20 protein-coding genes are annotated in these 24,041 nt (G+C 60.1%); 10 read left to right on the forward strand and 10 right to left on the reverse strand.

Features of this window, described 5'->3' with window-relative positions:
* Positions 1-2 precede the first annotated feature (2 nt).
* The 3 genes from RLW41_RS00920 to RLW41_RS00930 all read right to left on the reverse strand — a co-directional run bounded on the left by RLW41_RS00920 (position 3) and on the right by RLW41_RS00930 (position 3,032).
* The gene (locus RLW41_RS00920; RefSeq protein ID WP_409560472.1) at positions 3-968 is read right to left on the reverse strand and encodes a PDR/VanB family oxidoreductase; all 966 of its coding nucleotides are present in this window, start codon (positions 966-968) and stop codon (positions 3-5) included.
* Positions 965-1,567, reverse strand: coding sequence for a dimethylamine monooxygenase subunit DmmA family protein (locus RLW41_RS00925; protein ID WP_409560471.1), 603 nt, complete (start codon positions 1,565-1,567; stop codon positions 965-967). The genes RLW41_RS00920 and RLW41_RS00925 overlap by 4 nt, the downstream gene beginning before the upstream one ends.
* A gap of 100 nt (positions 1,568-1,667) precedes the next feature.
* On the reverse strand, positions 1,668-3,032 hold the full coding sequence (locus tag RLW41_RS00930) for an APC family permease (RefSeq protein WP_414463127.1): 1,365 nt from the start codon (positions 3,030-3,032) through the stop codon (positions 1,668-1,670).
* 23 nt (positions 3,033-3,055) lie between these two features.
* Between RLW41_RS00930 and RLW41_RS00935 the strand changes: the two genes are divergently transcribed.
* The 5 genes from RLW41_RS00935 to RLW41_RS00955 all read left to right on the forward strand — a co-directional run bounded on the left by RLW41_RS00935 (position 3,056) and on the right by RLW41_RS00955 (position 8,789).
* Positions 3,056-4,420 (forward strand): NAD(P)-binding domain-containing protein, encoded by a 1,365-nt coding sequence (locus RLW41_RS00935; RefSeq protein WP_414463128.1) that lies wholly within the window; start codon positions 3,056-3,058, stop codon positions 4,418-4,420.
* An 86-nt stretch (positions 4,421-4,506) separates the two neighbouring features.
* A complete protein-coding gene (locus RLW41_RS00940; RefSeq protein WP_414463129.1) occupies positions 4,507-6,858 on the forward strand; it encodes a DUF1989 domain-containing protein in 2,352 nt (783 codons plus the stop codon).
* Between the two features lie 129 nt (positions 6,859-6,987).
* Entirely contained in the window at positions 6,988-7,971 is a 984-nt protein-coding gene (locus RLW41_RS00945; RefSeq protein ID WP_414463130.1) for an MDR family oxidoreductase, read from the forward strand.
* 31 nt (positions 7,972-8,002) lie between these two features.
* Positions 8,003-8,407 carry a tautomerase family protein gene (locus RLW41_RS00950; RefSeq protein WP_414463131.1) on the forward strand — a complete coding sequence of 135 codons (405 nt, stop codon included), beginning with the start codon at positions 8,003-8,005 and terminating at the stop codon, positions 8,405-8,407.
* A gap of 10 nt (positions 8,408-8,417) precedes the next feature.
* Complete coding sequence (locus RLW41_RS00955; protein WP_409560479.1) at positions 8,418-8,789, forward strand: tRNA-binding protein; 372 nt, start codon at positions 8,418-8,420, stop codon at positions 8,787-8,789.
* Positions 8,790-8,947: 158 nt separating this feature from the next.
* Here the strand turns inward: RLW41_RS00955 and RLW41_RS00960 are convergent, their stop codons facing one another.
* The 3 genes from RLW41_RS00960 to RLW41_RS00970 all read right to left on the reverse strand — a co-directional run bounded on the left by RLW41_RS00960 (position 8,948) and on the right by RLW41_RS00970 (position 12,245).
* Positions 8,948-10,711, reverse strand: a complete 1,764-nt coding sequence (locus RLW41_RS00960; RefSeq protein ID WP_414463132.1) for a c-type cytochrome — start codon at positions 10,709-10,711, stop codon at positions 8,948-8,950.
* A 57-nt stretch (positions 10,712-10,768) separates the two neighbouring features.
* A complete protein-coding gene (locus RLW41_RS00965; RefSeq protein WP_414463133.1) occupies positions 10,769-11,740 on the reverse strand; it encodes an SMP-30/gluconolactonase/LRE family protein in 972 nt (323 codons plus the stop codon).
* Positions 11,741-11,864: 124 nt separating this feature from the next.
* Positions 11,865-12,245, reverse strand: a complete 381-nt coding sequence (locus RLW41_RS00970; RefSeq protein ID WP_414463134.1) for a hypothetical protein — start codon at positions 12,243-12,245, stop codon at positions 11,865-11,867.
* Positions 12,246-12,471: 226 nt separating this feature from the next.
* Between RLW41_RS00970 and RLW41_RS00975 the strand changes: the two genes are divergently transcribed.
* Positions 12,472-13,467, forward strand: coding sequence for a FecR domain-containing protein (locus tag RLW41_RS00975; protein WP_414463135.1), 996 nt, complete (start codon positions 12,472-12,474; stop codon positions 13,465-13,467).
* Positions 13,468-13,499: 32 nt separating this feature from the next.
* Here the strand turns inward: RLW41_RS00975 and RLW41_RS00980 are convergent, their stop codons facing one another.
* Positions 13,500-15,683, reverse strand: coding sequence for a CHASE2 domain-containing protein (locus RLW41_RS00980; RefSeq protein WP_414463136.1), 2,184 nt, complete (start codon positions 15,681-15,683; stop codon positions 13,500-13,502).
* Positions 15,684-15,939: 256 nt separating this feature from the next.
* Between RLW41_RS00980 and RLW41_RS00985 the strand changes: the two genes are divergently transcribed.
* The 3 genes from RLW41_RS00985 (at position 15,940) to RLW41_RS00995 (ending at position 20,716) form a co-directional block, all read left to right on the forward strand.
* Entirely contained in the window at positions 15,940-17,184 is a 1,245-nt protein-coding gene (locus tag RLW41_RS00985; protein WP_414463137.1) for a PQQ-dependent sugar dehydrogenase, read from the forward strand.
* Positions 17,185-17,299: 115 nt separating this feature from the next.
* Positions 17,300-18,067: an SDR family NAD(P)-dependent oxidoreductase gene (locus tag RLW41_RS00990; protein WP_013948362.1), complete on the forward strand. Its 768-nt coding sequence runs from the start codon at positions 17,300-17,302 to the stop codon at positions 18,065-18,067.
* A gap of 327 nt (positions 18,068-18,394) precedes the next feature.
* Positions 18,395-20,716 (forward strand): TonB-dependent receptor, encoded by a 2,322-nt coding sequence (locus RLW41_RS00995; protein ID WP_414463138.1) that lies wholly within the window; start codon positions 18,395-18,397, stop codon positions 20,714-20,716.
* Between the two features lie 27 nt (positions 20,717-20,743).
* Here RLW41_RS00995 and eutC read toward each other — a convergent pair whose 3' ends face one another.
* From eutC to RLW41_RS01010, 3 genes are all read right to left on the reverse strand, one after another.
* Positions 20,744-21,520, reverse strand: coding sequence for an ethanolamine ammonia-lyase subunit EutC (gene eutC, locus RLW41_RS01000; protein WP_409560486.1), 777 nt, complete (start codon positions 21,518-21,520; stop codon positions 20,744-20,746).
* A 1-nt stretch (position 21,521) separates the two neighbouring features.
* Positions 21,522-22,907, reverse strand: a complete 1,386-nt coding sequence (locus RLW41_RS01005; RefSeq protein WP_414463139.1) for an ethanolamine ammonia-lyase subunit EutB — start codon at positions 22,905-22,907, stop codon at positions 21,522-21,524.
* A 107-nt stretch (positions 22,908-23,014) separates the two neighbouring features.
* Positions 23,015-23,704 (reverse strand): TetR/AcrR family transcriptional regulator, encoded by a 690-nt coding sequence (locus RLW41_RS01010; protein WP_409560488.1) that lies wholly within the window; start codon positions 23,702-23,704, stop codon positions 23,015-23,017.
* A gap of 130 nt (positions 23,705-23,834) precedes the next feature.
* On the opposite strand from RLW41_RS01010, the gene RLW41_RS01015 reads away from it, so the two are divergent.
* Positions 23,835-23,984, forward strand: a complete 150-nt coding sequence (locus RLW41_RS01015; protein ID WP_013948367.1) for a hypothetical protein — start codon at positions 23,835-23,837, stop codon at positions 23,982-23,984.
* Positions 23,985-24,041: the final 57 nt, after the last annotated feature.

A 24,041-nucleotide genomic window follows, 5' to 3' on the forward strand; every position in this document is an offset into this window, starting at 1 on the left:
CGTCAGAGGTCGAGTGTGATCGACCCGGTTTGAATGCGAGACATGCAGATCATGATCTTCTTGCCGCTGACCCGTTCGGGCTCGGTCAGGAAGTGGTCGTTGTGCTCGATGTAGCCGTCGCATGCGACCACGCCCGTTTCGCACTGGCCGCAGGCGCCGCCGCGGCAGAGGAATGGTGCGTCGACGCCGTGTTCTTCGAGCGCTTCGAGAATGCTCTGATGGCCTTTGACCATGATCTCGCGGCCGGATTTCGCGAGCTTGACGATGAACGGCTTGCCCGGCGGCGGGGCAGAGAACTGTTCCGAATGAACGTTTTCTGCAGGCCAGCCGAGCAGCTCCGCCGTCTGCAGCGCCCAGTCGATCATCGGCTTGGGGCCGCATGCGTACATGTGCGTGCCGAGCCGCTGATTGCCGAGGATGCTTTCGAGCGGGATCATCTGTCCTTGGTCCTGGCGATAGACGTTCACCCGTGCGCCGTACCGCGACTGCAGATATTTACAGTAGGCTCCTTCTTCGAGCGAACGCACGCCGTAGTGCAGCTCGAAATTCGATTTCAGGCTGTCGAGGTCGTTCATCATCGACATGAACGGGGTGATGCCGATGCCGCCTGCAATAAGAACGTGCTTCTTCGCGAGCTTCACGGGCGCAAACAGATTGAGCGGCTCGCTGATCTCAAGCTCGGTGCCGACCGAGACGTTCTCGTGCATGAACTTCGAGCCGCCGCGCGAGTCAGCACCGCAATTCAGGACGCTGATCTGGTAGCTCGATGTGTCGAACGGCGATCCCATCAGCGAGTAGGGGTTGCGCATCATGCGGTCGCCCGAATGCATGACGACGGAAATGTGCGAGCCGCCGGAGAATTCCGAAAGCGGCGCGTTGTCGATATCGACTAGGCGAAAGCGCTTGATGCGGGCGGCGACTTGCTCAACCTCGGCAACGCGGACGCGGCGAAGAGGGGAACCGCTCATTGATAAAGTGCCTCCGTCGGTGGAACATCGCCTGGAATTTCAGCGTCGATGCAGACGCCTTGGAATGCCGCGAGGCGGCGGGAATAGTGGTCGCGAACGAGAAGCGTCAGGCCGCAGTGTGTGCAGGTCACGGGATTGGTCGTGACGTTCTCGATGAAGCCTTTGCAATGCACGCATTGCACGCGGCGCATCAGCGAGCCGCGGTGTTCTGTCCGGATCGAGAGATGGTCGATTGAATAGTCGGCCGCGGTCTGTACGACCGAGCCGATCAGCGGCTCTGTTCCGGCGGCGTACAGCCGGAGACCCATCGGCGCCTCCTCGAGCAGCTCGCGAAGTCGCGTGATCGCTGGCGCAAGTGAAGGAAGAAATTCGGTTGTCGCCGGCGAGAGCTCGGACTTCGCTGTTTGCATGTCAGCGTCGCTCAGCGTGTCGGCAAGAAGCACCGTGGTGCGCTTTGCAAAGGCGGTGTCGGCGCGCGAAAACAATTCTGTGACGGCGGCCGCGCCGCCCTTGTCACATACGATGATGTTGCTGCGGGCGTTGAGGTCCGGGCTGAGGCCCGGATAGATCGGACGGCTTTTATTCGTGCTGATCGTCATCAAGTGCTCCTTAATTCCGGTGAGCTTCCTGCCGGAAACTTCCGGAAGCGATTTGACCAGACCGGAGCGGCGATGTGAACCGCTCCGGTCCGCTCTTTCTTTAGGCGGGCAACTGGAAGAACCAGTTGGAAGCCAGGACCACAAGGAAACCGGCTACGAGCACGATGTAGGGCAGCGCGCCGGCTTTCTTTTTCTTGAAGTCAGCTTCGTGCAGTCCGAGGTCTTCCAGCATGTGTGCCGGGAAAACGCCTTTGTCCTGCACGTAGTGGCGGAAGCAGAAGACCGGGATGATCAACGCCGCCGTGAACAGGCCGGCCCACAGAGCCGACGGATTCCACACCTTCGCGCCCGCTCCCATGAACACGGCGTTCACGAAAGCAAACACTGCGCCGATGGCAAGCACCCACGTCGGCGCCCGCCACGGACGCGGAACGTCGGCGTTATCGATGCGATGCAGCCAGCCCGAGTTGAGGTTGAGGAAGTTGAAGATGATGTAACCGCAGTTCGAGACGGCGAGGATGAAGAAGAAGCTCGTGGCATCCGCGCAGGCAATCGCCAGGACTGCGAGGTTGATCACGAGATCGGTCCACATCGCGCGCGTCGGTGCACCGTGCTCGTTGACGTGGCTGAGGTAACGCGGCAGCCAGCCGTCACGCGAGCCCTGATAGAGCGTGCGCGAGGAACCCGCCATCGCCGTCATTAGGCAGAGCATCAGGGCGAGGATCATGAGCATGACGAGCAGGTTCGTGACGAACGCGCTGCCATGACCCACCATGTTGGCCATCGCCGCCGCGACGCCCGAACCATCGACGATGGATGGCTCAAGCATACCCGACAGGCCGAGGACGCCCTGGAACGTGAAGGGCACCAGCGTGAAGAGCACAAGGCAAAGGAGACCCGAATAGAAGATCGCCTTGAACGTGTCGGTGCCGGGATTGCGGAACTCGCTCGTGTAGCAGACCGCCGTCTCGAAGCCGTAGGTTGACCACGCCGCGATGAACATCGCGCCGAGGATCAGCGTCCATCCGCCGATATCCCAAGAGCCCATGTCCGGCGCATACGCCGCTTTCAAGGGTTCAAGGGGTGTGAAGTTCGACCAGTCGATCTGGCCCGTTATGATTGGCACGACGCCGACGATCAGCATCGGGATGATGACCGCGAGGCCGATGTACTTCTGCACGCTCGCAGTGCCGAGAATACCCCGGTGCTGAATAGCGAAGGTAATCAGCATCAGGATTGCGCCGATGAAGAACGCGGCGTTGAACGAGAACGACACCGGGCCGAGGGTGCCGTGGAACGCCGACCAGTTGCGAATTGCAGGCGTCAGCGCCGCGATGGCATCCGTCGAGAGCAAAGCGCTAATTGCGTCGGCCGCGGTCTTACCGTGGTTGGCAGCAAGCCATTCGGCGATACGCGGAGAATCGGCCGGGATCGAACCTGCGTGTGCACTGATCCAGGCCGCCACTTTTGTCGGAAGGACACCAACACATGGCAGAGCGTATTGCGATTATCGGCGCCGGCCCGAGCGGGATGGCAGTTTTGCGCGCATTCGAAAGCGCCCGGAAGAAGGGCGCGGACATTCCGGAGATGGTCTGCTACGAGCGGCAGAAAGACTGCGGCGGCATCTGGAACTACACGTGGCGCACCGGAACCGACGAGTTCGGCGAGCCGGTTCACGCTTCGATGTATCGCTATCTGTGGTCGAACGGCCCGAAGGAAGCGCTCGAATTTGCCGACTATTCGTTCGAAGAGCACTTCGGTCGGCCGATCCCGTCGTTCCCGCCGCGGGCCGTGCTGCATGACTACATCAAGGGCCGCATCGAACGCAGCGGCATCATGCACTACATCAAGATGAGTCACACGGTTCGCTGGGTGAGCTACGACGAGACGACGCAGAAGTTCACAGTGTCGGTCAAGGATCTCGTGAACGACACGATCTTCTCGTCGGAATTCGACTATGTTTTCTGCGGCAGTGGCCACTTCTCGACGCCGAATATTCCGGAATTCCCCGGCCTCACCAAGTTCCTCGGCCGCACGCTGCACTCGCACGACTTCCGCTCGGCAGACGAGTTCGCCGGCAAGGACGTTCTGTGCGTCGGCGCCAGCTATTCGTCGGAAGACATCGGCATTCAGTGCTACAAGTACGGTGCAAAGTCCGTCACGTTCTCCTTCCGCACGCGGGCCATGGGCTTCAAATGGCCGGCGCGCATGGATGAGCGGCCGCTCCTTGAAAAGGTCGAAGGCAAGACCGCTTTCTTCCAGGACGGGACCACGAAAGAGGTCGACGCCATCGTGCTGTGCACGGGCTATCTGCATCATCACCCGTTCATGGAAGACTCGCTGCGCCTCAAGTCGCGTAACCGACTCTATCCGCCGAACCTCTACAAGGGCATCTTCTGGATCGACAATCCGAAGCTGATGTACATCGGCATGCAGGATCAGTTCTACACGTTCAACATGTTCGATGCTCAGGCGTGGTATGCGCGTGACGTCGTGCTTGGCCGCATCAAGCTGCCGTCGAAGTCGGATATGATGGCAGACATCCACAAGTGGACGGAGATGGAAGAAGCCATTCCGGATGCGGAAGGCGCGATCGATTTCCAGACCGAGTACATGCGCGACCTTCTTGCTCCGACCGACTATCCGCGCCTCGACGTCGACGCCGTCGCGAAGATGTTCAAGGAGTGGGAGCATCACAAGATGGAAGACATCCTGACCTACCGTGACCGCTCGCACAAATCGGTTCTGACGGGCACGCAGGCACCGGTTCATCATACGCCATGGATGCGTGCACTCGATGACTCGATGGAAGCGTTCCTCAACCAGCCAGGCACGAAGGTGGCTGCTGAGTAAGCCCTACGACACGCCAACGACCGATCGTGGACTGGCCGCAACGGAGCGGTCAGTCCACCGATCGTTTTCAGCGAGATGAGGACACCATGAGCGACAATGTTCTGACGTCCCCCGCACGACCCAAGCTTTTTGTTCCGGGCCAATCCTCACTGCTGCCCGGTGTCGAGCGTTATGTCTTGAAAGGCGGTGGCACGGCCGTCTACGAACTCGACAAGGGCGACCGCGTGGAAATCAGTCCGCTCGAAGGCGGACAGACCGTTGAGATCGCGGCTTTCGCACCGGGCGGAAAAAGTGACCTCGGCGCAATCGGCCTCAAAGGCGAAGGGACGCCGACCGGCATCCAAAAGGCACTTGAAGCCGACAGCGAGGATGCACAACGCGTGCGCTTTGGGCTTTTCCGGCGCGGCCTCGATCTGGGACGGGTCAAAGCTGCACGCGTGCTTGGCCCCGAATCCCTTCCCGGCGACGTCGTTTCTCTTCAGGCTGAAAAACCGGTTCTCGTCGTTATCGGCGCACCGGCGGAGCCGATGATCGTCTGGGATCAGACGCCTGCGACCGACGTTCTTGTTTTCATTCAGCGCGCCAATCCGAAACTTCTGAACGAAGCAAGACTACCCGATCCGATTGCCGAGCCGCGCCTCGACATTCGAATCAACATCGCAAGTGCGGAAAGCTTCGAGGTTCACGAAGGCGAATATGTTCAGATCATCGACGTGCAAGGCCGTCAGTGCTCGGACTTCCTGGCATTCAACCGCAAGGAGCTCGACAAGGGCAATGTGCTCGGCCTCGACTCGACGACGACGCGGACGATGACGGGCATGGCTTATCCGAAGCCCGGACTGTTCTCGAAGTTCTTCGATCGCGACCGCAACCCTCTCGTCGAAGTCGTGCAGGACACGGTCGGACGGCATGATACATTCAACCTTGCATGCACCACGCGCTATTATGAAGACATGGGCTACTTCGGCCACCCGAACTGCTCGGACAACTTCAACGAGGCGCTGAAGGACTATCCGATCGGCAGCTATAAAGGCTGGCCGGCGATCAACTTCTTTTTCAACACCAACGTCGACTGCCATAACAACATATGGTCCGACGAACCGTGGTCGCGTCCAGGCGACTACGTGATGATGCGCGCGCTGACCGATCTCGTCTGCGGCACATCCTCTTGCCCGGCCGACATCGACGCTTCGAACGGCTGGAACCTCACCGAAATCCAAGTTCGGGTCTACCCGAAGGACACCCCGTTCAAGCGCTCGATCGGATACAGAATGGCACCGGATGCTCCAATGCAGCTGACAAGAGAATCGGGATTTCACCCGCGCACGTCAGCCCTCACCCGCAACTTCGGCGACTATCGCGGCTTCTGGGTACCGCACTGCTATGCGAATGCCGGGGCCATTGAAGAATATTGGGCATGCCGCGAGCGGGCAGTCATCATGGACTTGTCGCCGCTGCGCAAGATGGAAGTGCTCGGGCCGGATGCTGAGCAGTTCCTCAACGGCATTATCACGCGCGACGTGCGCAAGCTTGCGGTCGGCCAGATCTACTACACGCCGATGTGCTACGAGCACGGCGGTATGGTGGACGACGGCACGCTGTTCCGCTTGGGCGAAAACAACTTCCGCTGGATCGGCGGTGACGACGCAAGTCTCATCTGGCTAAAAGAGCAACTCGCCAAGACGAACTATAAGGTGAACCTCAAGACGGCAACGAACGAACTCAATAACGTCGCCGTCCAAGGCCCGAAGTCGCGCGAAATCCTGGCATCCATCGTCGAGACAGCTCCCAGCCGTCCGACGATGCAGGAGCTTGGCGTTTTCCGCTTCACGATCGGACGCATCGGAGGCGTTGCGGGCATTCCGGTACTCGTGTCGCGCACCGGCTATACCGGCGAGCTCGGCTACGAGGTTTTCTGCCATCCCAAAGATGCGCCTGCCGTTTGGGATGCGATCATGGCGGCGGGTGCGCCGTTCAAGATCCAGCCGTTCGGTTTCGACGCGCTCGATATGGTCCGCATCGAAGCCGGCCTCGTGTTTGGCGGACATGACTTCGACTCGACGACTGATCCGCTCGAAGCCGGCATCAGCTTTACGGTGCCAACGAAGAAGGAAGACGACTACATCGGAAAGGCCGCGATCGAAAATCGCCGTGCTCACCCGTTGCGCAAACTGGTCGGTCTCGAAATCGAGGGCAACGAGAAGCCGTCGCACGGCGATCCGGTGTACATCGGCCGGGCACAGATTGGCATCGTGACAAGCGCGATGCGCTCGCCGCTATTGAAGAAGACGTTGGCGTTCGCACGTATCGAAGCCATTCACGCCGCCAACGACACGGCCGTTGAAATTGGCCGTCTCGATGGCTTGCAGAAGCGCTTCAAGGCGAAAGTCGTGCCGTTCCCGTTCTACGATCCAAAGAAAGAACGCGTCCGGATGTGAAGCTCCACGCATAGCACGCATGCAAAACGCGGTTGGGAGCACTCCCGGCCGCGTTTTTTTAGGCCGTCCGTGTTGCGTCTCCTGTCTTCGAGGGCTAAACGCGCCGTAGCTCTGAGGGAGAAGACATCGATGTTCAAAGCCATTCTCATTGAAAAAAGCAGCGAGCGCTCAGGGCCCCGCCTCGCAGATGTCGACAAAACGGCGCTGCCAGACGGCGACGTAACTGTCCGCATCAGCCATTCGACGCTGAACTACAAGGACGGCCTTGCGATTACCGGCAAAATGCCGATCGTTCGCAGCTTCCCGATGGTGCCTGGTATTGATTTCGCAGGAATCGTCGAGGATAGCGCCAACCCACGCTTCAAAAAGGGGGAGGCGGTTCTTCTCAACGGCTTCGGCGTCGGCGAGAACCACTGGGGCGGCCTCGCCGAATATGCGCGCGTCAGAAGCGATTGGCTAATCCCGCTTCCGCCGGGCATGACCGCCGCGCGCGCGATGGCGCTCGGCACTGCCGGATATACGGCGATGTTGTGCGTCATGGCGCTCGAGCGCCAAGGCGTGACGCCGGCGAAGGGCGAAGTGATCGTGACGGGGGCCGCTGGCGGCGTCGGCGGCGTTGCGGTGCTTCTCCTTTCGCGCCTTGGATACGAGGTCGCAGCCTCCACAGGGCGCATCGGAGAATCCGACTACCTCAGAGGCCTCGGTGCAAAAACGATCATCGACCGCAACGAACTGTCCTCACCCGGCCGCCCGCTGCAGAAGGCGCGATGGGCAGGCGCTGTCGACAGCGTCGGAAGTCACACGCTCGCAAACGTCTGTGCGCAAACAAAGGACGAGGGTGTCGTGACCGCCTGCGGCCTCGCGCAGGGCATGGATTTTCCCGCTACCGTCGCGCCGTTCATCCTGCGTGGGGTGACGCTTGTCGGCATCAACTCGGTCTACCGTTCGATCGCTGACCGCATCGAAGCCTGGAACCGTCTCACCGACGAGATCGACTTTGCCAAGCTCGATGCCATGACCAAGACGATCCCTCTTTCCGACGCGATCGATGCTGCTCGCGATCTCATCGACGGCAAGATCCGCGGCCGCATCGTCATCGACGTTTCCCGCTAGCTCCCTCCCTCCGCTTCGCAAGGATACTGCAATGCCCCTTCTTCGCTTCGACCTCATCAAAGGACGCACGGACGCAGAACTCACAGCGCTGCTCGATGCTGCACATGACGCGATGCTCGAAGCCTTCAAGGTTCCGGTGCGCGACCGCTATCAGATCGTGCACGAGCACGAGCCAAGCCGCGTCCGCATTGAGGATACGGGCCTCGACATTCCGCGCACAGACAAGGTTGTTCTCGTTTCTGTGACCACGCGGCCCCGTACGACCGAAGAAAAGACGACGTTCTACCGCCTGCTGACTGACGCGTTGTCGAAGCGTTGCAGTATCGCGTCGAGTGACGTTATGGTGAACTTCGTCACCAATACCGACGCCGACTGGTCGTTCGGCAATGGCGAGGCGCAGTTCCTAACAGGCAAGCTTGGCGGCAAGCCGGAGTAAGGAATTTACGATGCATCTCGTGCATGATCCCAACGCGCCGATATCTCCTGCGATCACGTTCGATCAGTTTCTGACGGTCGATATTCGCGTCGGCACTGTGGTCGCAGCCGAGCCTTATCCGGAAGCAAAAAAACCGGCATTGAAACTGAAGATCGACTTCGGCGCCGGTATCGGCATTAAGCAATCGAGTGCGCAGATCACGCGGCATTACGATTGCGAGACGCTGATCGGGCGACAGGTGGCGGCGGTCGTGAATTTTCCGCCGCGCCAGATCGGCAAGTTCATGTCGGAAGTGCTGACGCTCGGCTTTCCCGACACAAACGGCGAAGTCGTGCTGTTCGCGCCCGACATCAAAGTGCCGAACGGGGCGCGGCTTTTCTAGACATGTCGTCCTCGAATGCCTGAGCATCGACAGCGCATTCGAGCATCCAACATAAAATTCATCGGAGCCGCCTCATGTTTCGCGGCTCCGGCGAGGCTCACGCTGGATCCTCGGCCTTCGAAGCGCCATTCGTTGCTCCCGGCCGAGGATGACGCAATCTATTTCTTCACATGCCCAATTGCCCAGACATAGGCGGCGACGGCGTCCACCTGTGCATCCGTCAAGTCCACACCGCCTTTCGGTGGCATGGCACCGGCGTGCTCTCTCGGCGTTTCGACGCCGTCTAGGATCGTCTTCTTGAGACCTGCAAGGCTACCGTCGCTCCAGAGCCATTTGCCGGCCGTCAAATCTGCACCGACCGGGCTGCCAACACCGCCTGCACCGTGGCAGCCTGCACACGTTGCGCCGGCTTCCTCGCCGTCGAAGATCTTCTTGCCGAGCGCGACTTGATCGGCAGTCGCACCAGGCGGAACGGGGAGCGATGCCGCATCGCCTGCATCCGGATGAATGCCTTCCGGCGGCAGGACGTTCTTGTCGCCCGATGCTTGAGCCTGCACTTCGGGTGCTGCCTCAAGCTCTTTCGCGTTCGGATCGCCGACGTACGTGATGCGCCAGATGCGACCGGCGACGTCATCCGAAACGTACAGCGCACCATCGGGTGCAACCGCGAGACCCGATGGACGGTGCGGAGCACTACCCGGATTTTTCTGCGTGCCCGCGAAGCCGTCGGCGAAGACGATGAAGTTGCCCGTCGTCTTGCCGTCAGCGAACGGCTGGAAGACAACGTTGTAGCCACCCTGCGGACCTGGCGCGCGATTCCACGAGCCATGAAACGCAATGAACATGCCACCGTGATAAGGCTCGGGGAATGCCGATGTCTTGTAGATCTTCATGTCGTTCGGCGCCCAGTGAGCTGGGAAGATTGCAACGGGACCGAGCTTGTCGGCACAAACGCCGACTGTCTTGCCGCCATCACCGCCGTATTCCGGCGCAAGAACAAGCTTCTTTTGGAAGCCGTCGTAATAGCAGTGCGGCCAGCCGTAGTCGCCGCCTGCTTTCAGTTCCAACACTTCTTCAGCAGGCAGATCGAAACCCTGCTGCGCGGTATAAAGCTCGGGCCAATCTTCATGTAGCTGATCGCGGCCGTGCTGGGTGACGTAGAGCCTGCCCGCGGCATCGAAGTCGAAGCCTTCGCCATTGCGGATACCCGTCGCATAGCGCTCGGCAGGCGAAAATTTCTGATCGAGCTTGTTGGCGTCATACTTCCAGATGCCGGCGCGCGTTTCCTGCTCGATACATGGCTCGTGGCCTTTCGAGTGCGGCATGCGATTTTTGATTTCGCAGGTGTTCGTCGCCGAACCCATCTCTACGAAGAGGTTGCCATTTGCGTCGATGATGAATCCATGCATCGGATGATCGCCGGTGATAGGCATGCCCGACAGCACCGTTTCGCCCTTTCCTTCCGGCGCGATCTCGCCGTCCTTCAGCGGATAGCGAATGATGCGATCGTTGATCTCGGCGTAAACGTAATTCTTATAGAGATAGATACCGGTGCCGCCGTGGCCGCCTTCGGCCTGCGTTTCGCCGAAGCGCTTGATGACATCGGCTTTGCCCGTGCCTTTGCTATCCTTCAGGGCGACTAGAAAACCGCCCGGAGGCAAATCGTTGTTCTGATAGTAGCGCCCGCTCCACGTGTTGACATAGAGCGTGCCGTCCGGTGCCACGGCCATCTGACGGGCATGGCCGACTTTGTCGGCGAATATCGAAGCGCAGAAACCTTTCGGCAAACTGAGGCCGCCATTGTCTCCCGGACATTCGGCGGCGCGCGACGATGTCGCCCCGGCCAATGGCATGGCGAGCGCGAGTACAAACGCCATCGGTGCTGCAGACACCCATGTGCGTACTGTTGCAGCAGGTTGCATGTTCATTCTCCTGGAAGTCTCGACTGGAAGCCGACGCCCATAAAGCCTCGGCTGTATTTATTTGCCGAGAGGAACCGGCACGGCCTGGAAAGGTAGTTTCGGCGGTCCGTTCTCTTTGGCGCCGAAGAGACGAGTGAGTTGGCCCTCGCCGACCCAGACCGTATCGCCCACCTTTGCAACCGATGTCGGTCCGCCGAGGCCATCCTTCAAGGTTTCGATATCGACTTTATCGCCGTTGACCGTTACGCGATCGACAGTGCCGCCACCTTCGGCCATCAGGAACGTGTTGCCGTCGAGAGGACGGAGCGCGTCAGGGTTCTGAATGGGCCTGGATGTTTCAAGCTTTGTGACGCTTCCCGCTGCGCCATCCTTCAACGTGACACGAAAGAATTCGTTGCCGCCATAGGTGTTGACGTAAAGATTGCCATCGCTACCGAACGCGATGCCGTCAAGCCCCGCTCCATTTTTCGGTGCGAGCAGATCGTTTTCAAGCCAGACATCAAGTTCCTTGGCCCCCGGCTTCAGGCGCAGGATTTGCGGCGCAGCCGTGTTCGTTACGTACATCGTGCCGTCAGATGCAATCGCCATGTCGTTGCAGACATGGGCCTTGCCGGGGAATGCGGCGCTGAATTTCCCCTCTCCCGTCTTCAGATCGAAACCCTTCAGGTAAGCGCCGGGAACCGTGCTGGGGCCCGGGACGCCCATCGTCGATACGTCGTTTGAACAGACCCAGAGCGTGCTGTTTTTTTCGTCAACCAGAACGCCGAACGTGCTGCGCGTGTCGAATGCGCCGGGCTTGATCCACATCTCTGCTTTGGATTCGCCGGGCTTGACACGCGCGACACCACCGGACGCGATGCTGCTGATATAGATCGTGCCGTCAGACGATGCCGACATACTTTCCGGATAAGCCTGATCGCCGGGTATCGCGATCGGCTTCATGTCCCCTGCCATCGCCGAAGCAGCAACTGCAGATGAACAAACGATGGCGAGGGCTGCGAGATAGCCCTTTCGCTTCCGTGACCTCATGCTTCCTCCAAGGAGCCGTGGCGTTTCCATTCGGAACGCGCTTTTTATTTAAATTATAATCGACATTTATATTCGCTACAACGAGCCGATTAACAAAAAACGCAAATCTTCGCAGAACGATCCCTCAGTGGGTGAGCAATTCGACTTCCTTTTGCGCCGCCATCGCCAGCGATTCCGACATTTCGTCCGCTTTCTGTCGCGGCAACGAAAAGCGGACACCGAAGCCGTCCGAGGTCTTCAAGGTCACAATCAAGAGAGACGGATCGAGCGCCTGATCAACCACCCACGATGCCAGCGGATACGTGAAGCGGCAGCTCGCATCGCCATATTGGACTTGGATCGCAGCATCGATGAAGTTCGGCAACGACATGGCCAGCATTCCGAGCTGCGCCACCTGAAGATTGACGGCTGCGGGCGTACCGTCCGTATCAACGACATGGAGGGTGACGCTGCGACCGTCCGTTTCAACGTTGAATTCCGTCAGATCCTGCACGTCGATGCGCATGCGCCGCTTCCCATACGTCGTTCAGTTACGATTGATGGCTGTTTTCGTTATAGTTTTTCAACTATTTCGAATCCATCGCAATCTCGCGGCTCCCTGTGGACGAAAACCGCGTGTCACCTCCGGCACAGCAGTTTCGCAAACTTCGGCATAAACGAGCGGACGCTGCGCAACTGTGGTATTCAGCAAGCGCATAGCGTTTCGGATTCATTGATCCTGGAGCCGTGACATGCCGCGATCTTCGTTGATGTCGTTTGCATTCGCCTTCACCGCAGTGAGTGCCGGTTCGCTGGCGGCTTTTTCTTTGCCGGCCTTCGCTGCGTCCGGAGATCGGATCGGCGATGCGGTCGTGATCACCAACATCGTCATGGCGGATTTCGCCAAAGAAGAGCGGCGCCTCGCGCGCGGCGACGATGTCCGGCAGGACGAGATCATTGAGGTCAACACCGACGCTCAAGGCGAGTTCAAGCTCGACGACGACACTAAGCTCGCGCTCGGCCCCGGCTCTCGCCTCGTACTCGACAGGTTCGTCTACGACAGCGACAAGAAATCCGGCTCGATCATCCTGAACATGGCGAAGGGCGCCTTCCGCTTTATTACCGGCGTCGCGACGAAGCCGACCTACGTCATCAACACGCCGAATGCGTCGATCACCGTGCGCGGGACCATCTTCGACGTTTACGTGCTGCCGGACAGATCCGTGTGGGTGCTGCTGCACGAAGGCGCCATCGAAGTGACCGGAAAGAGAAACGTGTGCCGCGTGCTCGACCGGCCCGGCCAGATGATGCACATCGGGGCGGACGGTGCCGTCGCGGGGCCGTTCAACTGGTCGAAAATGCCGGATAGTAAAGCGGTTGCGTTCGACACCGCGTTCCCGTTCGTGATCAATACGCCGTCGATTGATCCCAATCCGCTGCTGTCACGCGCGCAGATCAGCGAAGCGAACTTTGCGGACGAGCCGGATCAGAAGTGCCTCAATCCGCACCTGCAGATCATCCCGACCAGGCCGATCAAGACGAAGAAGGCCGAGAAGCCCAGAAAGACGCCGCCGAAGAAGAAGGTCGCAACGCGCAAGCCGAAGAATGGTGACGGCGCGTACGGTGGCGGCTGCGATGGATGCATGACCGGAATGGGCATCGCCATCGGCGCCGGCATGGGCGGATTCGGGGGCGGACATCGCGGCGGGTCCGATGGCGGTAGGTATGGCGGCAATCGCGGCCGTTGAGCAGGAGCGTCTCGGCGCGCGCGGCTTGGCCTTTAGCAGCGCGCCGTGCCGTCCGCGAACGCCTTGCTGTAGTAGTCGGCCATGCCGCCCGTTGCGTACTGCAAACAATTGGCGATAGCGACGTGCATCCGATCTCCATCGCCGTCACTTTTTGCGGACAGAAAGTCTGCATGCGCCGTTTCCCAGCGACGAAAATCTTCCGAACGTGCAAATGCTTCGTCGCCGAGCAACGCAAAGATGATTTCGGGCCTGTCCTTGCCGCGTGGCGTGACGGCGCCGAGTTCAAGCAATGCAAATTGTGGCGCTTCGGCTGCCGTCCGCTCGCCGACGATGATGCCGGCGGCATATGTCTTCGTAGCTTCTTCGAACCGGGCAGCAACGTTCACGACATCGCCCAAAACGGAATAGTCGAAGCGCTGCGGCGAGCCGACGTTGCCGACGACGCATTCCCCCGTGTTCAGGCCGATACCTATGCGAACCGGGACGAAGGGTTGGCCGCCGGCCAGGCATTCGGATTCCAACGCTTCATTTAAGCGCGCCAGCGCATCCAGCATCGCTAACGCTGTGCGGCAGGCATTCGCAGCGTGCGCGGGATCGGGCAACGGTGCATTCCAAAAGGCCATGACGGCATCGCCCATGAATTTGTCGATGGTGCCGTTGTGCTTCAGGATTTCGTCCGTCAGCGGCGTAAAGAGCCGATTGACGAAGCGGATCAATTCCTCCGCGCGCATGCCTTCTGATATTTTCGAGAAGCCTCGCACGTCGGCGAAAAGCAGCGTCACCTCACGCGTCTCGCCACCGAGCTTCAGCTTGTCGCGATTGCGCGCCAGTTCTTCGACCAGAGGCGCTGCAACGTAGTGTCCGAATGCGGATCTAATCTCGGCGCGCTGCACCTCCGATTTGAGATAACTCGTCAGCGAGACACCGAGATAGAGCAACGCAACTGAGAGAGACGGATAGACGGGGTCGAACAGCATGCCCATGTACGCATAATCGAACCATGAGATGGCAACGATCAGCGCGATCGCACTTACGCCGACGATGGCGGCGACAAGCGCGCCGGAGCGTTCGATCAGCCATGCGACGAAGCCGCCGACAAGCAAGATGAATGCGATTTCGGAGCCGGTCGCGTAAGCCGGCCGCACCAGGTGATCACCTGATAGAATTTGCTCCAAAGCCTGGGCATGGATTTCGACTCCCGGAACGGCAACGTCGAGTGGTGTGGCGCGCAAATCGAGCAGGCCTGTCGCCGTTGCGCCGATGATGACGTGGCGGCCTTTCACGTCTGCCGGATCGAATGTGCCGTCCAAGATCTTGAGAGCCGAAATCTCGCGGCGCGGATCGCTGCGCGAGAATTTCAGCCAAAGCTCCCCGCGTCCGTCGGTCGGCATAACGGTCTGACCGACGCGAATGCTGTCGATGCCGGTCTGTTGTCCGAAGGCCAGCACACCGCTGCCTCCCGACGACTTGATGAAAATCGTCGATTGGCCGGTACCGACGCGAAACGCTTCCAGCGCCAGCGACGGGTAAAGCGCACCGGAGATCGAAACGAGCAGCGGAATGCGGCGCACGACCTGATCGCTGGACGGCAGCCAGTTGACAGCGCCGATCCCGCGGGCAGCTTTCGTCAGCTCCGGACGGTTCTCGACACCACCCGAGAAGGCGTGAACGAAAGCCGCCGGATCGTCGCCCGCGAACGATATTGCACCGGGGTAGCGGCCGATCCCCTGCTTCCGCGCGCGGCCGTTGTCACCAGCGACGCCGAGCACGACGGGCGCCGGGGCGATGGCCTTGGCCAGAATTTCATCGTTTGAGGGCAGGCCCGCCAGTTCGGACGCGATTGCCGTCGCCCGCGGATTGCTTGCGAGGGCTTCAGCAATCACGTCGGGCGACAGCCGGTCGGGCTCGGCGAGGACCATGTCGAACGTGATCGAGGCAGCTCCGGCTGCAGCGAGCTTCGTGACGATGGCGGCGAGCCGATCGCGCGGCCACGGCCATTGTCCGATGCGCGCGAGAGACGCTTCGTCGATCGCGACGATCCGAACCGGAAAAGACTTATCCAGGGCTCGGGGGGCACTACGAAGATAGGTATCGAAGACCGACAGCCGAAGCCGCGCGACCGGCTCGGGATCGGCAATGCGAATCGCGACGCAAGCGGTTAACAGGATCGCGGCGATGACCAGAGCGAGCGAAAGGCGATTCGATCCGGCAGTCATGCTCCGATCCAGGTTTTGCTCCACGGCAAAGGCCGCGGCATGGTCCTCAGCTTAACGCATTCATCCGACGTGGAACTTTGGTCTGCACGTGCGGTATTAGGACTGAAAGACACGTGCGCAAGATACGCGAACTCTCCTAAGCCAAGCGGGTGACTGAACGTTCATTTTTTGGGCTTGCTCACGCCCACATTCCGAATAGTCTTAAAACTATCACAAATCCGCATACGGCGGATTTTTCATTGTGGGATGGGGCAAATTGGAAAATAGAACATTAGCCCTTGGAAGGCGCCTCGGAATTCACTCCGGTTTCGTAACAGCGTTGTTCGCAGCTCTCCTCCTGGGAACGCCGGACGTCAGCCGGGCGGAGATTGGTTCGGACGAGCCGCGGGTCGACGCCCTGCAGCCGCCGGAAGATCCGCGCGACGTCGCGGATAAGGATTTTCCCTATGAGTTACGCAAGGTTGCCGACAAGCTCGAAAGCCCTTGGTCGATGGCCTTCCTGCCCGACGGACGCATGCTCGTCACCGAGCGGCCCGGCCGGTTGCGCGTCGTCATCGGCGATCAATTACAGTCGCAGCCGATTTCCGGCGTACCGACTGTTCTGTGCTGCAGTCATTCGGGATTGCTCGACGTTTTGGTCGATCCCGATTTCTCCGACAATCACCGTCTATTCCTGACTTATATGCACGGGACTGCGGAAGCCGGCACAATCCGTATTATGAGTGCCACACTCGATGGCAATTCGCTTATCGACAATCGGGTTATTTTCGAAAGCCGGCCGGCTGCGAAGGGCCTCGATCAGATCGGCGGCCGCCTTGCGTTCGGTCCCGACCATAAGCTCTATCTGACGATAGGCGATCGCTTCCAGATGGAGCGGGCGCAGAACCTGCTGGACGACGGCGGCAAGATCATCCGCATCAACGTCGATGGCTCGATCCCCGAGGACAATCCGTTCGTTGGACGCGCCGATGCACTACCGGAGATCTACAGCTACGGCCACCGTAACCCTCAGGGCATCATCGGCAATGTCGGCGACGGTCAGATCTGGGCGATCGAGCAAGGCCCGAAGGGCGGCGATGAGCTGAACCTCATCAAGGCCGGCGGCAATTACGGCTGGCCGCTCGTGACCTACGGCACCAACTACGACGAGACTATAATCTCGGACAAGACGTCAGCCCCCGGGCTGATCGACCCTGTTCACTACTGGGTGCCTTCGGTCGCCGCGGCAAGCCTCGTTTCCTATTACGGGAACATCATGCCGGACGACTGGCGCGGCGACTTCCTGATCGGCTCGCTCGCGGGTGAATGCCTAATCCGGCTGCACATCGACTCCGGCCGCGTCGTGAAAGAAGAGCGCTACCTGCATCACACGATGGGGCGCATCCGCGACGTCGCAATCGGGCCCGATGGCTATATCTACCTGCTGCAGGACAGCAGCGAGGCGGCCCTTTTCCGGCTCGAGCCGACCACCGATCTGCTCGCCAGGATGAAGCCGCAGTAAGACCGCGCCGCGGCACGCTGTCAGATGTCAAGAAATCGTACGGGCCGGATCAAACGATCCGGCCCGTTTCTGTTACACCCGCTCAGCCAAACGACTACGACAAGGAGTGTTGACGATGGCAGACCGGCTCAAAGGCAAGATTGCGATCATCTCAGGCGGCTCGACGGGAATGGGCGGGGCGTCGTCGCTGCTGTTCGCGGCCGAAGGCGCCACGGTCGGCGTTATCGACCGGAGGGAGGAAGAAGGACGAGCCATCGTCGATCAGATCAACAACGCCGGCGGCAAGGCGGTGTTCGCGGCTGCGGACGTCGCGGATGAAGGCCAGGTCAACGACGCCGTCGCCAAGGTGACGTCGGCCATCGGCCAGGCGAACGTGCTGTTCAATCACGCGGGCACGATCATCATCAAGCCGTTCCTCGAAATGACGCTGAAGGAATGGGAATGGCTGATGGGCATCAACGTCACGAGCATGTTCCTCATGACGAAGGCCGTCCTGCCGGGCATGATCGAGATGGGCGGCGGCTCCATCGTGTGCACGTCGTCGATTTCGGCGATCGCTGCGACGCCGCTCGAGACGGCTTACAATACGTCGAAAGCTGCCTGCCATATGTTTGCGCGGTCGATTGCGGTCGAATATCGCGACAAGGGCATTCGCTGCAACGCCGTTGCACCGGGCTTCGTCGCGACGCCACACGGACTGCGTGAAGTGGCGGAGCTGCAAAAGCTCGGCGTTGACGCATCAGAGGAAGCGCTCGCCGTGCAGCAGGGCCGTCTTTGCAAGCCGGAAGAAGTGGCCAACGCGGCTCTCTTCCTTGCCAGCGACGAAGCGAGCTTCGTCAACGGCGCGTCCATCTTCGTCGATAACTGCTTTACGGCGGTGTGAGGTTGTTCCTTGGGCGTTGGCGGTTCTGCGATGCGGGGGCGCCAACGCTGAGGACTGACGGGAAGACCGCACGGAGGAGCGATCCCCTTTTGTATCGTCTTGCCGGTGTGACCGCCTCAGATAAAAGTCGTCACACGCGATCTTAAGGCTTCAATAGGTTTTCAATCTTCGTTGGAACCGCATCAAAATTGTCGCGGCCATATATAATACTTTTTTCGTAGACAATATAGCTCGATCTCTTAACATTCGGTCTAGGCACGGCTCGCCTTGAGAGGCGACGTGTGCCTGGGGAATCATCGACGCCGGGGGGCTCGAGGGGAAATGCGCGTGTCTGTTGCCGCCGTTTTGGCGGGCGAAGTTTTGTTGTCTGCATCCACGGCAGGTGCTCAACAAGCGAACCAAATTGTTTCACCCGAGCCGGCGCCTCCGTCAGCCAGTTCGACGACCGCTCCTGCAGCGACCACGCTGCCAGAGGTCACGGTCGAAGCTAAGCCTGTAGAGAAACAACCGCAGCCGAAAAAGCATACGGCAAAGCCGACGACAAAAGCTGCGGCTGCCGCACCGAAAACCCCTGCTACAGAGCAGCTTCCCTCGGTTCCGGGAACGGCGATCATCGATAATTTGCCTCCCGCGTATGCCGGCGGTCAGGTGGCGAGCGGCGCGCAACTCGGCATTCTCGGCAACCGGGATGTCATGGACGCGCCTTTCAGCGTAACCAGCTATACTGAAGATTATCTGCGCGATCAGCAGGCCTCGACCCTTGCAGATGTGGTCGACACCGATCCCTCAGTGCGAATCAACAACCATGGACGGGGGAGCAATAATGGTGGCGGCGACGTCTTTACCATTCGCGGCTTTACCGTTCCGAACAGTGACACATCTTTCAATGGTTTGTACGGCGTCCTGCCGGTTGGAACCATCTCTCTGGCGGGCGTGGAGCGGGTCGAAATATTCAAGGGCCCAAATGCCATGCTCAACGGCATGTCACCGAGCGGCGGCGTTGGCGGTACCATTAATATTGTCCCGAAGCGTGCGGGCGATGAACCGCTCACGCGCCTGACAACCGGCTTTGAGAGTTCGGGATCGGGGAGCGCAGAATTGGATGTCGGACGGCGGTACGGCACCGGCAAAGAATTCGGGGTGCGCTTCAACGGTCTCTATCAGAATGGCGATACCGCTGTTGACGATCAGACGAACGAAGTCCAATCGGCGACGCTCGGCTTGGATTTCCGCGGCAGTGCCGTGCGACTTTCAGCAGATCTCGGATACCAGAAAGATCGCACCGACGTTCCAAGCAGTTGGGGTGGCGGCCTAAGAATTGGTGGCGGCGTCACGCATATTCCGGACGCCCCCGATGCCAGCAACCGAACGGCGCAGCTCTGGGAATATATCGACAATGAGGATCTCTACGGCGTCGTCCGTGGAGAGGTCGACGTCACGCGGGACATTACCGTCTATGCCGCCGCTGGCGGGCGAACCAACGACCAAGCCGATCTGCGCACCAGTTCCAGGCTGAACGACAATTCCGGCTCGCTTCTGACGCAGATTCTAAACTATCCGCAGTATTCCGACAGCGAGTCCTACCAGGGCGGCATCAAAGGCGTTCTGCGTTTCGGAAGCGTGCGGCACGAATGGAATATCGGCGCGACGCGACTGAGCAGCGAGGTCGGATACGGCCTGGACGTCCTGGGCGGCGGTCTCTCCGATCTCTATCACGTTGCGGAGATCCCAAAGCCGGATACATCGAACCTTTCCGACGCTCGAAAGAATGCCAGCACCGATCTCACCTCCGTCGCCTTTGCCGACACGATGGTGTTCGCCGATGACCGGGTGTGGTTGACCTTGGGCGTTCGCCGCCAATACGTCGATCAAGACAATTACGATGTCACAAGCGGTGCGCGGACATCAACCTACGACGAATCCGCGACGACGCCATCCGTGGGTCTCGTGGTGAAGCCCTGGCACAACGTCTCGCTTTATGGAAACTATATCGAGGGTCTTACCCAAGGCATGACCGCGCCTGCGGGAACCGAAAATGCCGGAGAAGTCTTCCCACCGACCAAGACGAGGCAAGCCGAGGCGGGCGTAAAGGTCGATTTCGGCAAGGTCGCCGGGACGCTCGGCGTGTTTCGGATCGAACAGCCGAACGCAATTACCATCCCCGGCTCGACGCCCGCATCGACCATTTACACGATCGATGGACAGCAACTTAACAAAGGCGTGGAATTCAACGTCTTCGGAGAACTGACGCCGAGCATCCGCTTGCTTGGCGGCGTGACGTATCTCGATCCGGAGCAGACAAAGACACAAGGCGGTCTAAACGACGGGAAAGACGCGATCGGCGTCGCGAACTGGAACGGTAACGTCGGGGTGGAATGGGATCCCTACTTCGCCAAGGGCGTAACGTTAAGTGCCAGGTCGGTCATTACCGGCACACAATATGCCGACGCGGCGAACAAGCTTGAGCTTCCCGCTTGGGCGAGGCTCGATCTCGGCGTTCGCTACAAGCTCGAAGACCGTCCAATCGAATTTCGCGCCAACGTCTACAATGTGCTCGATACCAACTATTGGGAAACGGCAGATCCGTCGACGGGATTGCGCCTTGGCGCGCCGCGGACATTCATCCTCTCGATGTCGACGGAGTTCTAGCTTCGACAAAGCCGAAGATGACAGCAATTACTTGATCTGCTCGGGGCCTTTCTGGCCTTCGATCAGGAACTGAGATTCGTCCTTGAGGTTCACGCCCGTCAGGCCGCGACGGAAGGCTTCGCGCAGGAGCCATGCGGTCTTGAAGGCGCCTTCCTCATAGGACAGTCCGCGCTGGCGCACATTCGAGATGCAGTTGCGGTCGGCGTCTTTGATACCGACGCGCGGCGAGAAGGTGATGTAGACACCGAGGCTGTCGGGCGACGATAAGCCGGGACGCTCGCCGATCAGCACGAGCACGGCTTTGCCGCCCAGGATCTCTCCGGCTTCGTCGCCGAGCGCGACGCGCGCGTCATCGGCAAGCAAGATCGGCGACAGTTTCCAGCCGGCTTTGACGACATGCGGCAGGAGGGCCGCCATATAGGAAATGGTATTGGCGGAAACTGCCATCGACGAGAGCCCGTCGCCGACGAGGACGACGAGATCGGGCCGGCCATCCTCCATCTCGGCGGCGCGCATCAGCGCCTCGCGCGAGTGATCGGACAATTTGCGACCGAGGTCCGGGCGGCGGAGATATTCCGACCGGTCGTGCGTGGCGCTGCCGACGCGAAGCGTGGAAAGACCGAGATCGGCTAAGCCTTTTTCGATCGGCGTCCAGTCGATCGGTGTCGTCACGGCGTCGCGCGCCATGGCGTGAGACAATGCGAAGTCCAAGACTTCGTGCGTCGGCATGGCCGAACCCGAGCGGCCGAGGCCGATGCGTGCGTCCGTGAACTGTTTGAGATTGGCCCAGGGATCCGCTGTCATGTTACGCCGCCAATGCTTGAGCGTGGGTGAGAAGCGGATTGCCCGGACGATGCGGTGCGAGGTGACCTTTCGCATCGGTGACGCCGATCTTCGTCAGCCAGGCGTCGAACTCGGGCGCGCGTTTCAGGCCCAGCGCCTCGCGCACATAGAGCGCATCGTGGAATGAGGTCGACTGGTAGTTCAGCATGATGTCGTCGGCGCCCGGAATACCCATGATGAAGTTGACGCCGGCAGCGCCGAGCATCATCAGCAGGATGTCCATATCGTCCTGATCGGCTTCGGCGTGGTTGGTGTAGCAGATATCGCAGCCCATCGGCAGGCCAAGCAGCTTGCCGCAGAAATGGTCCTCGAGGCCGGCGCGGATGATCTCCTTGCCATTGTAGAGATATTCCGGGCCGATGAAGCCGACGACGGTATTGACGAGCAGCGGCTTGAACTGGCGTGCGACGGCGTAGGCGCGGGCCTCGAGCGTCTGCTGATCGCAGCCGTGATGCGCGTCGGCCGAGAGCGCCGATCCCTGCCCCGTCTCGAAATACATGCAGTTGTCGCCAACGGTGCCGCGCTTCAGGCTCAAAGCGGCTTCGCGGCCTTCCTGCAGATGCGAGAGCTTTACGCCAAAGCTATCGTTGACGCCCTGCGTGCCGCCGATCGACTGGAAGACGAGATCGACAGGCGCTCCCTTGGCGATGGCGTCTATCGTCGTCGTGACGTGTGTCAGCACGCAGCTCTGGGTCGGGATTTCGAAGCGGCGGATGACGTCGTCCATCATCACCAGAAGATCGGTGATGGCGCCGATGTTGTCGCTCGCCGGATTGATGCCGATGACGGCATCACCGCAGCCGTACATCAAGCCATCGACCATCGACGCGGCGATGCCTTTCTTGTCGTCGGTGGGATGATTGGGTTGCAGACGCACGGACATGTGTCCGGGCAAACCGATCGTATCGCGGAACTTCGTGATGACGTGTGCCTTCTTGGCGCCGAGCACGAGGTCCTGGTTGCGCATGATCTTCGAGACGGCGGCGACCGTTTCCGGCGTCAGGCCCGGCGCCAGCGCGGAGACCTTCTCCGGCGTCGCCTTCTCTGACAGCAGCCAATCGCGGAATTCGCCGACCGTCATATGAGAAACTGGCGCGAATGCCGCGCCGTCGTGTGTGTCGACGATAAGACGGGTCACGTCGTCGTCTTCGTAGGGAATGATCGTTTCGTTAAGGAACTGCTTCAGCGGCACGTCGGCGAGCGCCATCTTGGCGGCGACGTTCTCGGCGGCGGACTTTGCCGCGACACCCGCCAGCACGTCGCCAGAGCGCGGCGGCGTGGCTTTCGCCAACAGCTCTTTCAGGGATGAAAACGTGTAGGTTGTTCCGCCCGCGTGCACCCGATACATGGCCGCTCTCCCAATCTCGCCGGTTGCTCGTTCAATAATGTCCTTCAATCAGCGGCTTGCAAGCATCAAATGGTGCCACCCGCCGCCCAATCAGGGAGCAGCTTCGCTCATGCACACTTGGCGTCGCACTCGACGACCGGTTTCGGACGGGGTTTGAGCTTCGCGAGATCTGCGACGCCTGCGATGAAGACGTCCATAGAGTCTTCGAACGCAAGGCTCGGATCGAGCGTCTTCAGAACAGGAATGAGGTCCTGCGTGGCGTGATACATAGTCGGATCGAGTGCACTCAACTCGGTCTCTTCCGCCGGGCCGATCGCGCGCAGAAGGCCCTCTGCCTCGGCCAACGCAAATCCCAGAACGAATGCATAGAATGCAAGGCCAAGGCCTGCCGCCGCAGTATCGGTCAACCCCGCACGACGCAGGGCACAGTAGACGATCTCACTCGAAATGTGGTCAGCAGGACCGGTTGCATTGTAGCGAAAATGCAGCGGAAAAACCCGCGGATGATGATGAGCCAGCATCCGGTAGGCCTTCGCGACGGCTCTTAGGTCGTCGCGCCAGTTCGCTGTTGCCGTCGGCATCTCAACGCTTCGAAGTCCGTGATCGGCGATGGCGCGCAACAGCTCATCCTTGGAGCCGAAGTGATGCAGAACGGTCATCGGATCGACACCGACGATCGCCGCCACCTTACGAATGGAAAACGCAGCCTCCCCGACCTCGGCGAACAAATCGAACGCCGCCTGGAGGATCTCGGATTTCTCAACGCCCCGCCGTGCCCGCGATTTTGGCTCAGTCATCCGTCCAGCCTCTTGACTTCTACACTGTAGACTTTACACTCGAAGCGTTCTAAGAAGCAAGACGCTTTCGTGTCAATGGTTGAGTGTCGAAGCTAGGCGCGGGTCGTGCTTGCCCCAGGGAACGTCGCGTATGACACTGTTGCATATCGGGTTTCCGGCTTATTACGATGGCGGTGATATCGCTCACTGCCGCGAGGTGCCGCGTCCCATGTGCAGCATTCCCCATCCCAAGCGCGAGCTTTTGAAGCTCTGCGCGCGCATCGGCTACACGCCGCACTGAACTCTCCGAGCGCTCAGTTCTCAGCAGGCCCTCAAGGCCTGCTCATTGCCATTTTTC

Source organism: Hyphomicrobium sp. DY-1 (assembly GCF_047497105.1).
Classification (GTDB): Bacteria; Pseudomonadota; Alphaproteobacteria; order Rhizobiales; family Hyphomicrobiaceae; genus Hyphomicrobium_B.

Excerpts from the sequence above, each read along its gene's own strand:
- RLW41_RS00920 (WP_409560472.1), bottom strand. The coding sequence starts at position 968 with ATGAGCGGTTCCCCTCTTCGCCGCGTCCGCGTTGCCGAGGTTGAGCAA.
- RLW41_RS00925 (WP_409560471.1), bottom strand. The coding sequence starts at position 1,567 with ATGACGATCAGCACGAATAAAAGCCGTCCGATCTATCCGGGCCTCAGC.
- RLW41_RS00935 (WP_414463128.1), top strand. The coding sequence starts at position 3,056 with ATGGCAGAGCGTATTGCGATTATCGGCGCCGGCCCGAGCGGGATGGCA.
- RLW41_RS00940 (WP_414463129.1), top strand. The coding sequence starts at position 4,507 with ATGAGCGACAATGTTCTGACGTCCCCCGCACGACCCAAGCTTTTTGTT.
- RLW41_RS00945 (WP_414463130.1), top strand. The coding sequence starts at position 6,988 with ATGTTCAAAGCCATTCTCATTGAAAAAAGCAGCGAGCGCTCAGGGCCC.
- RLW41_RS00950 (WP_414463131.1), top strand. The coding sequence starts at position 8,003 with ATGCCCCTTCTTCGCTTCGACCTCATCAAAGGACGCACGGACGCAGAA.
- RLW41_RS00955 (WP_409560479.1), top strand. The coding sequence starts at position 8,418 with ATGCATCTCGTGCATGATCCCAACGCGCCGATATCTCCTGCGATCACG.
- RLW41_RS00960 (WP_414463132.1), bottom strand. The coding sequence starts at position 10,711 with ATGCAACCTGCTGCAACAGTACGCACATGGGTGTCTGCAGCACCGATG.
- RLW41_RS00965 (WP_414463133.1), bottom strand. The coding sequence starts at position 11,740 with ATGAGGTCACGGAAGCGAAAGGGCTATCTCGCAGCCCTCGCCATCGTT.
- RLW41_RS00970 (WP_414463134.1), bottom strand. The coding sequence starts at position 12,245 with ATGCGCATCGACGTGCAGGATCTGACGGAATTCAACGTTGAAACGGAC.
- RLW41_RS00975 (WP_414463135.1), top strand. The coding sequence starts at position 12,472 with ATGCCGCGATCTTCGTTGATGTCGTTTGCATTCGCCTTCACCGCAGTG.
- RLW41_RS00980 (WP_414463136.1), bottom strand. The coding sequence starts at position 15,683 with ATGACTGCCGGATCGAATCGCCTTTCGCTCGCTCTGGTCATCGCCGCG.
- RLW41_RS00990 (WP_013948362.1), top strand. The coding sequence starts at position 17,300 with ATGGCAGACCGGCTCAAAGGCAAGATTGCGATCATCTCAGGCGGCTCG.
- eutC (WP_409560486.1), bottom strand. The coding sequence starts at position 21,520 with ATGACAGCGGATCCCTGGGCCAATCTCAAACAGTTCACGGACGCACGC.
- RLW41_RS01005 (WP_414463139.1), bottom strand. The coding sequence starts at position 22,907 with ATGTATCGGGTGCACGCGGGCGGAACAACCTACACGTTTTCATCCCTG.
- RLW41_RS01010 (WP_409560488.1), bottom strand. The coding sequence starts at position 23,704 with ATGACTGAGCCAAAATCGCGGGCACGGCGGGGCGTTGAGAAATCCGAG.
- RLW41_RS01015 (WP_013948367.1), top strand. The coding sequence starts at position 23,835 with ATGACACTGTTGCATATCGGGTTTCCGGCTTATTACGATGGCGGTGAT.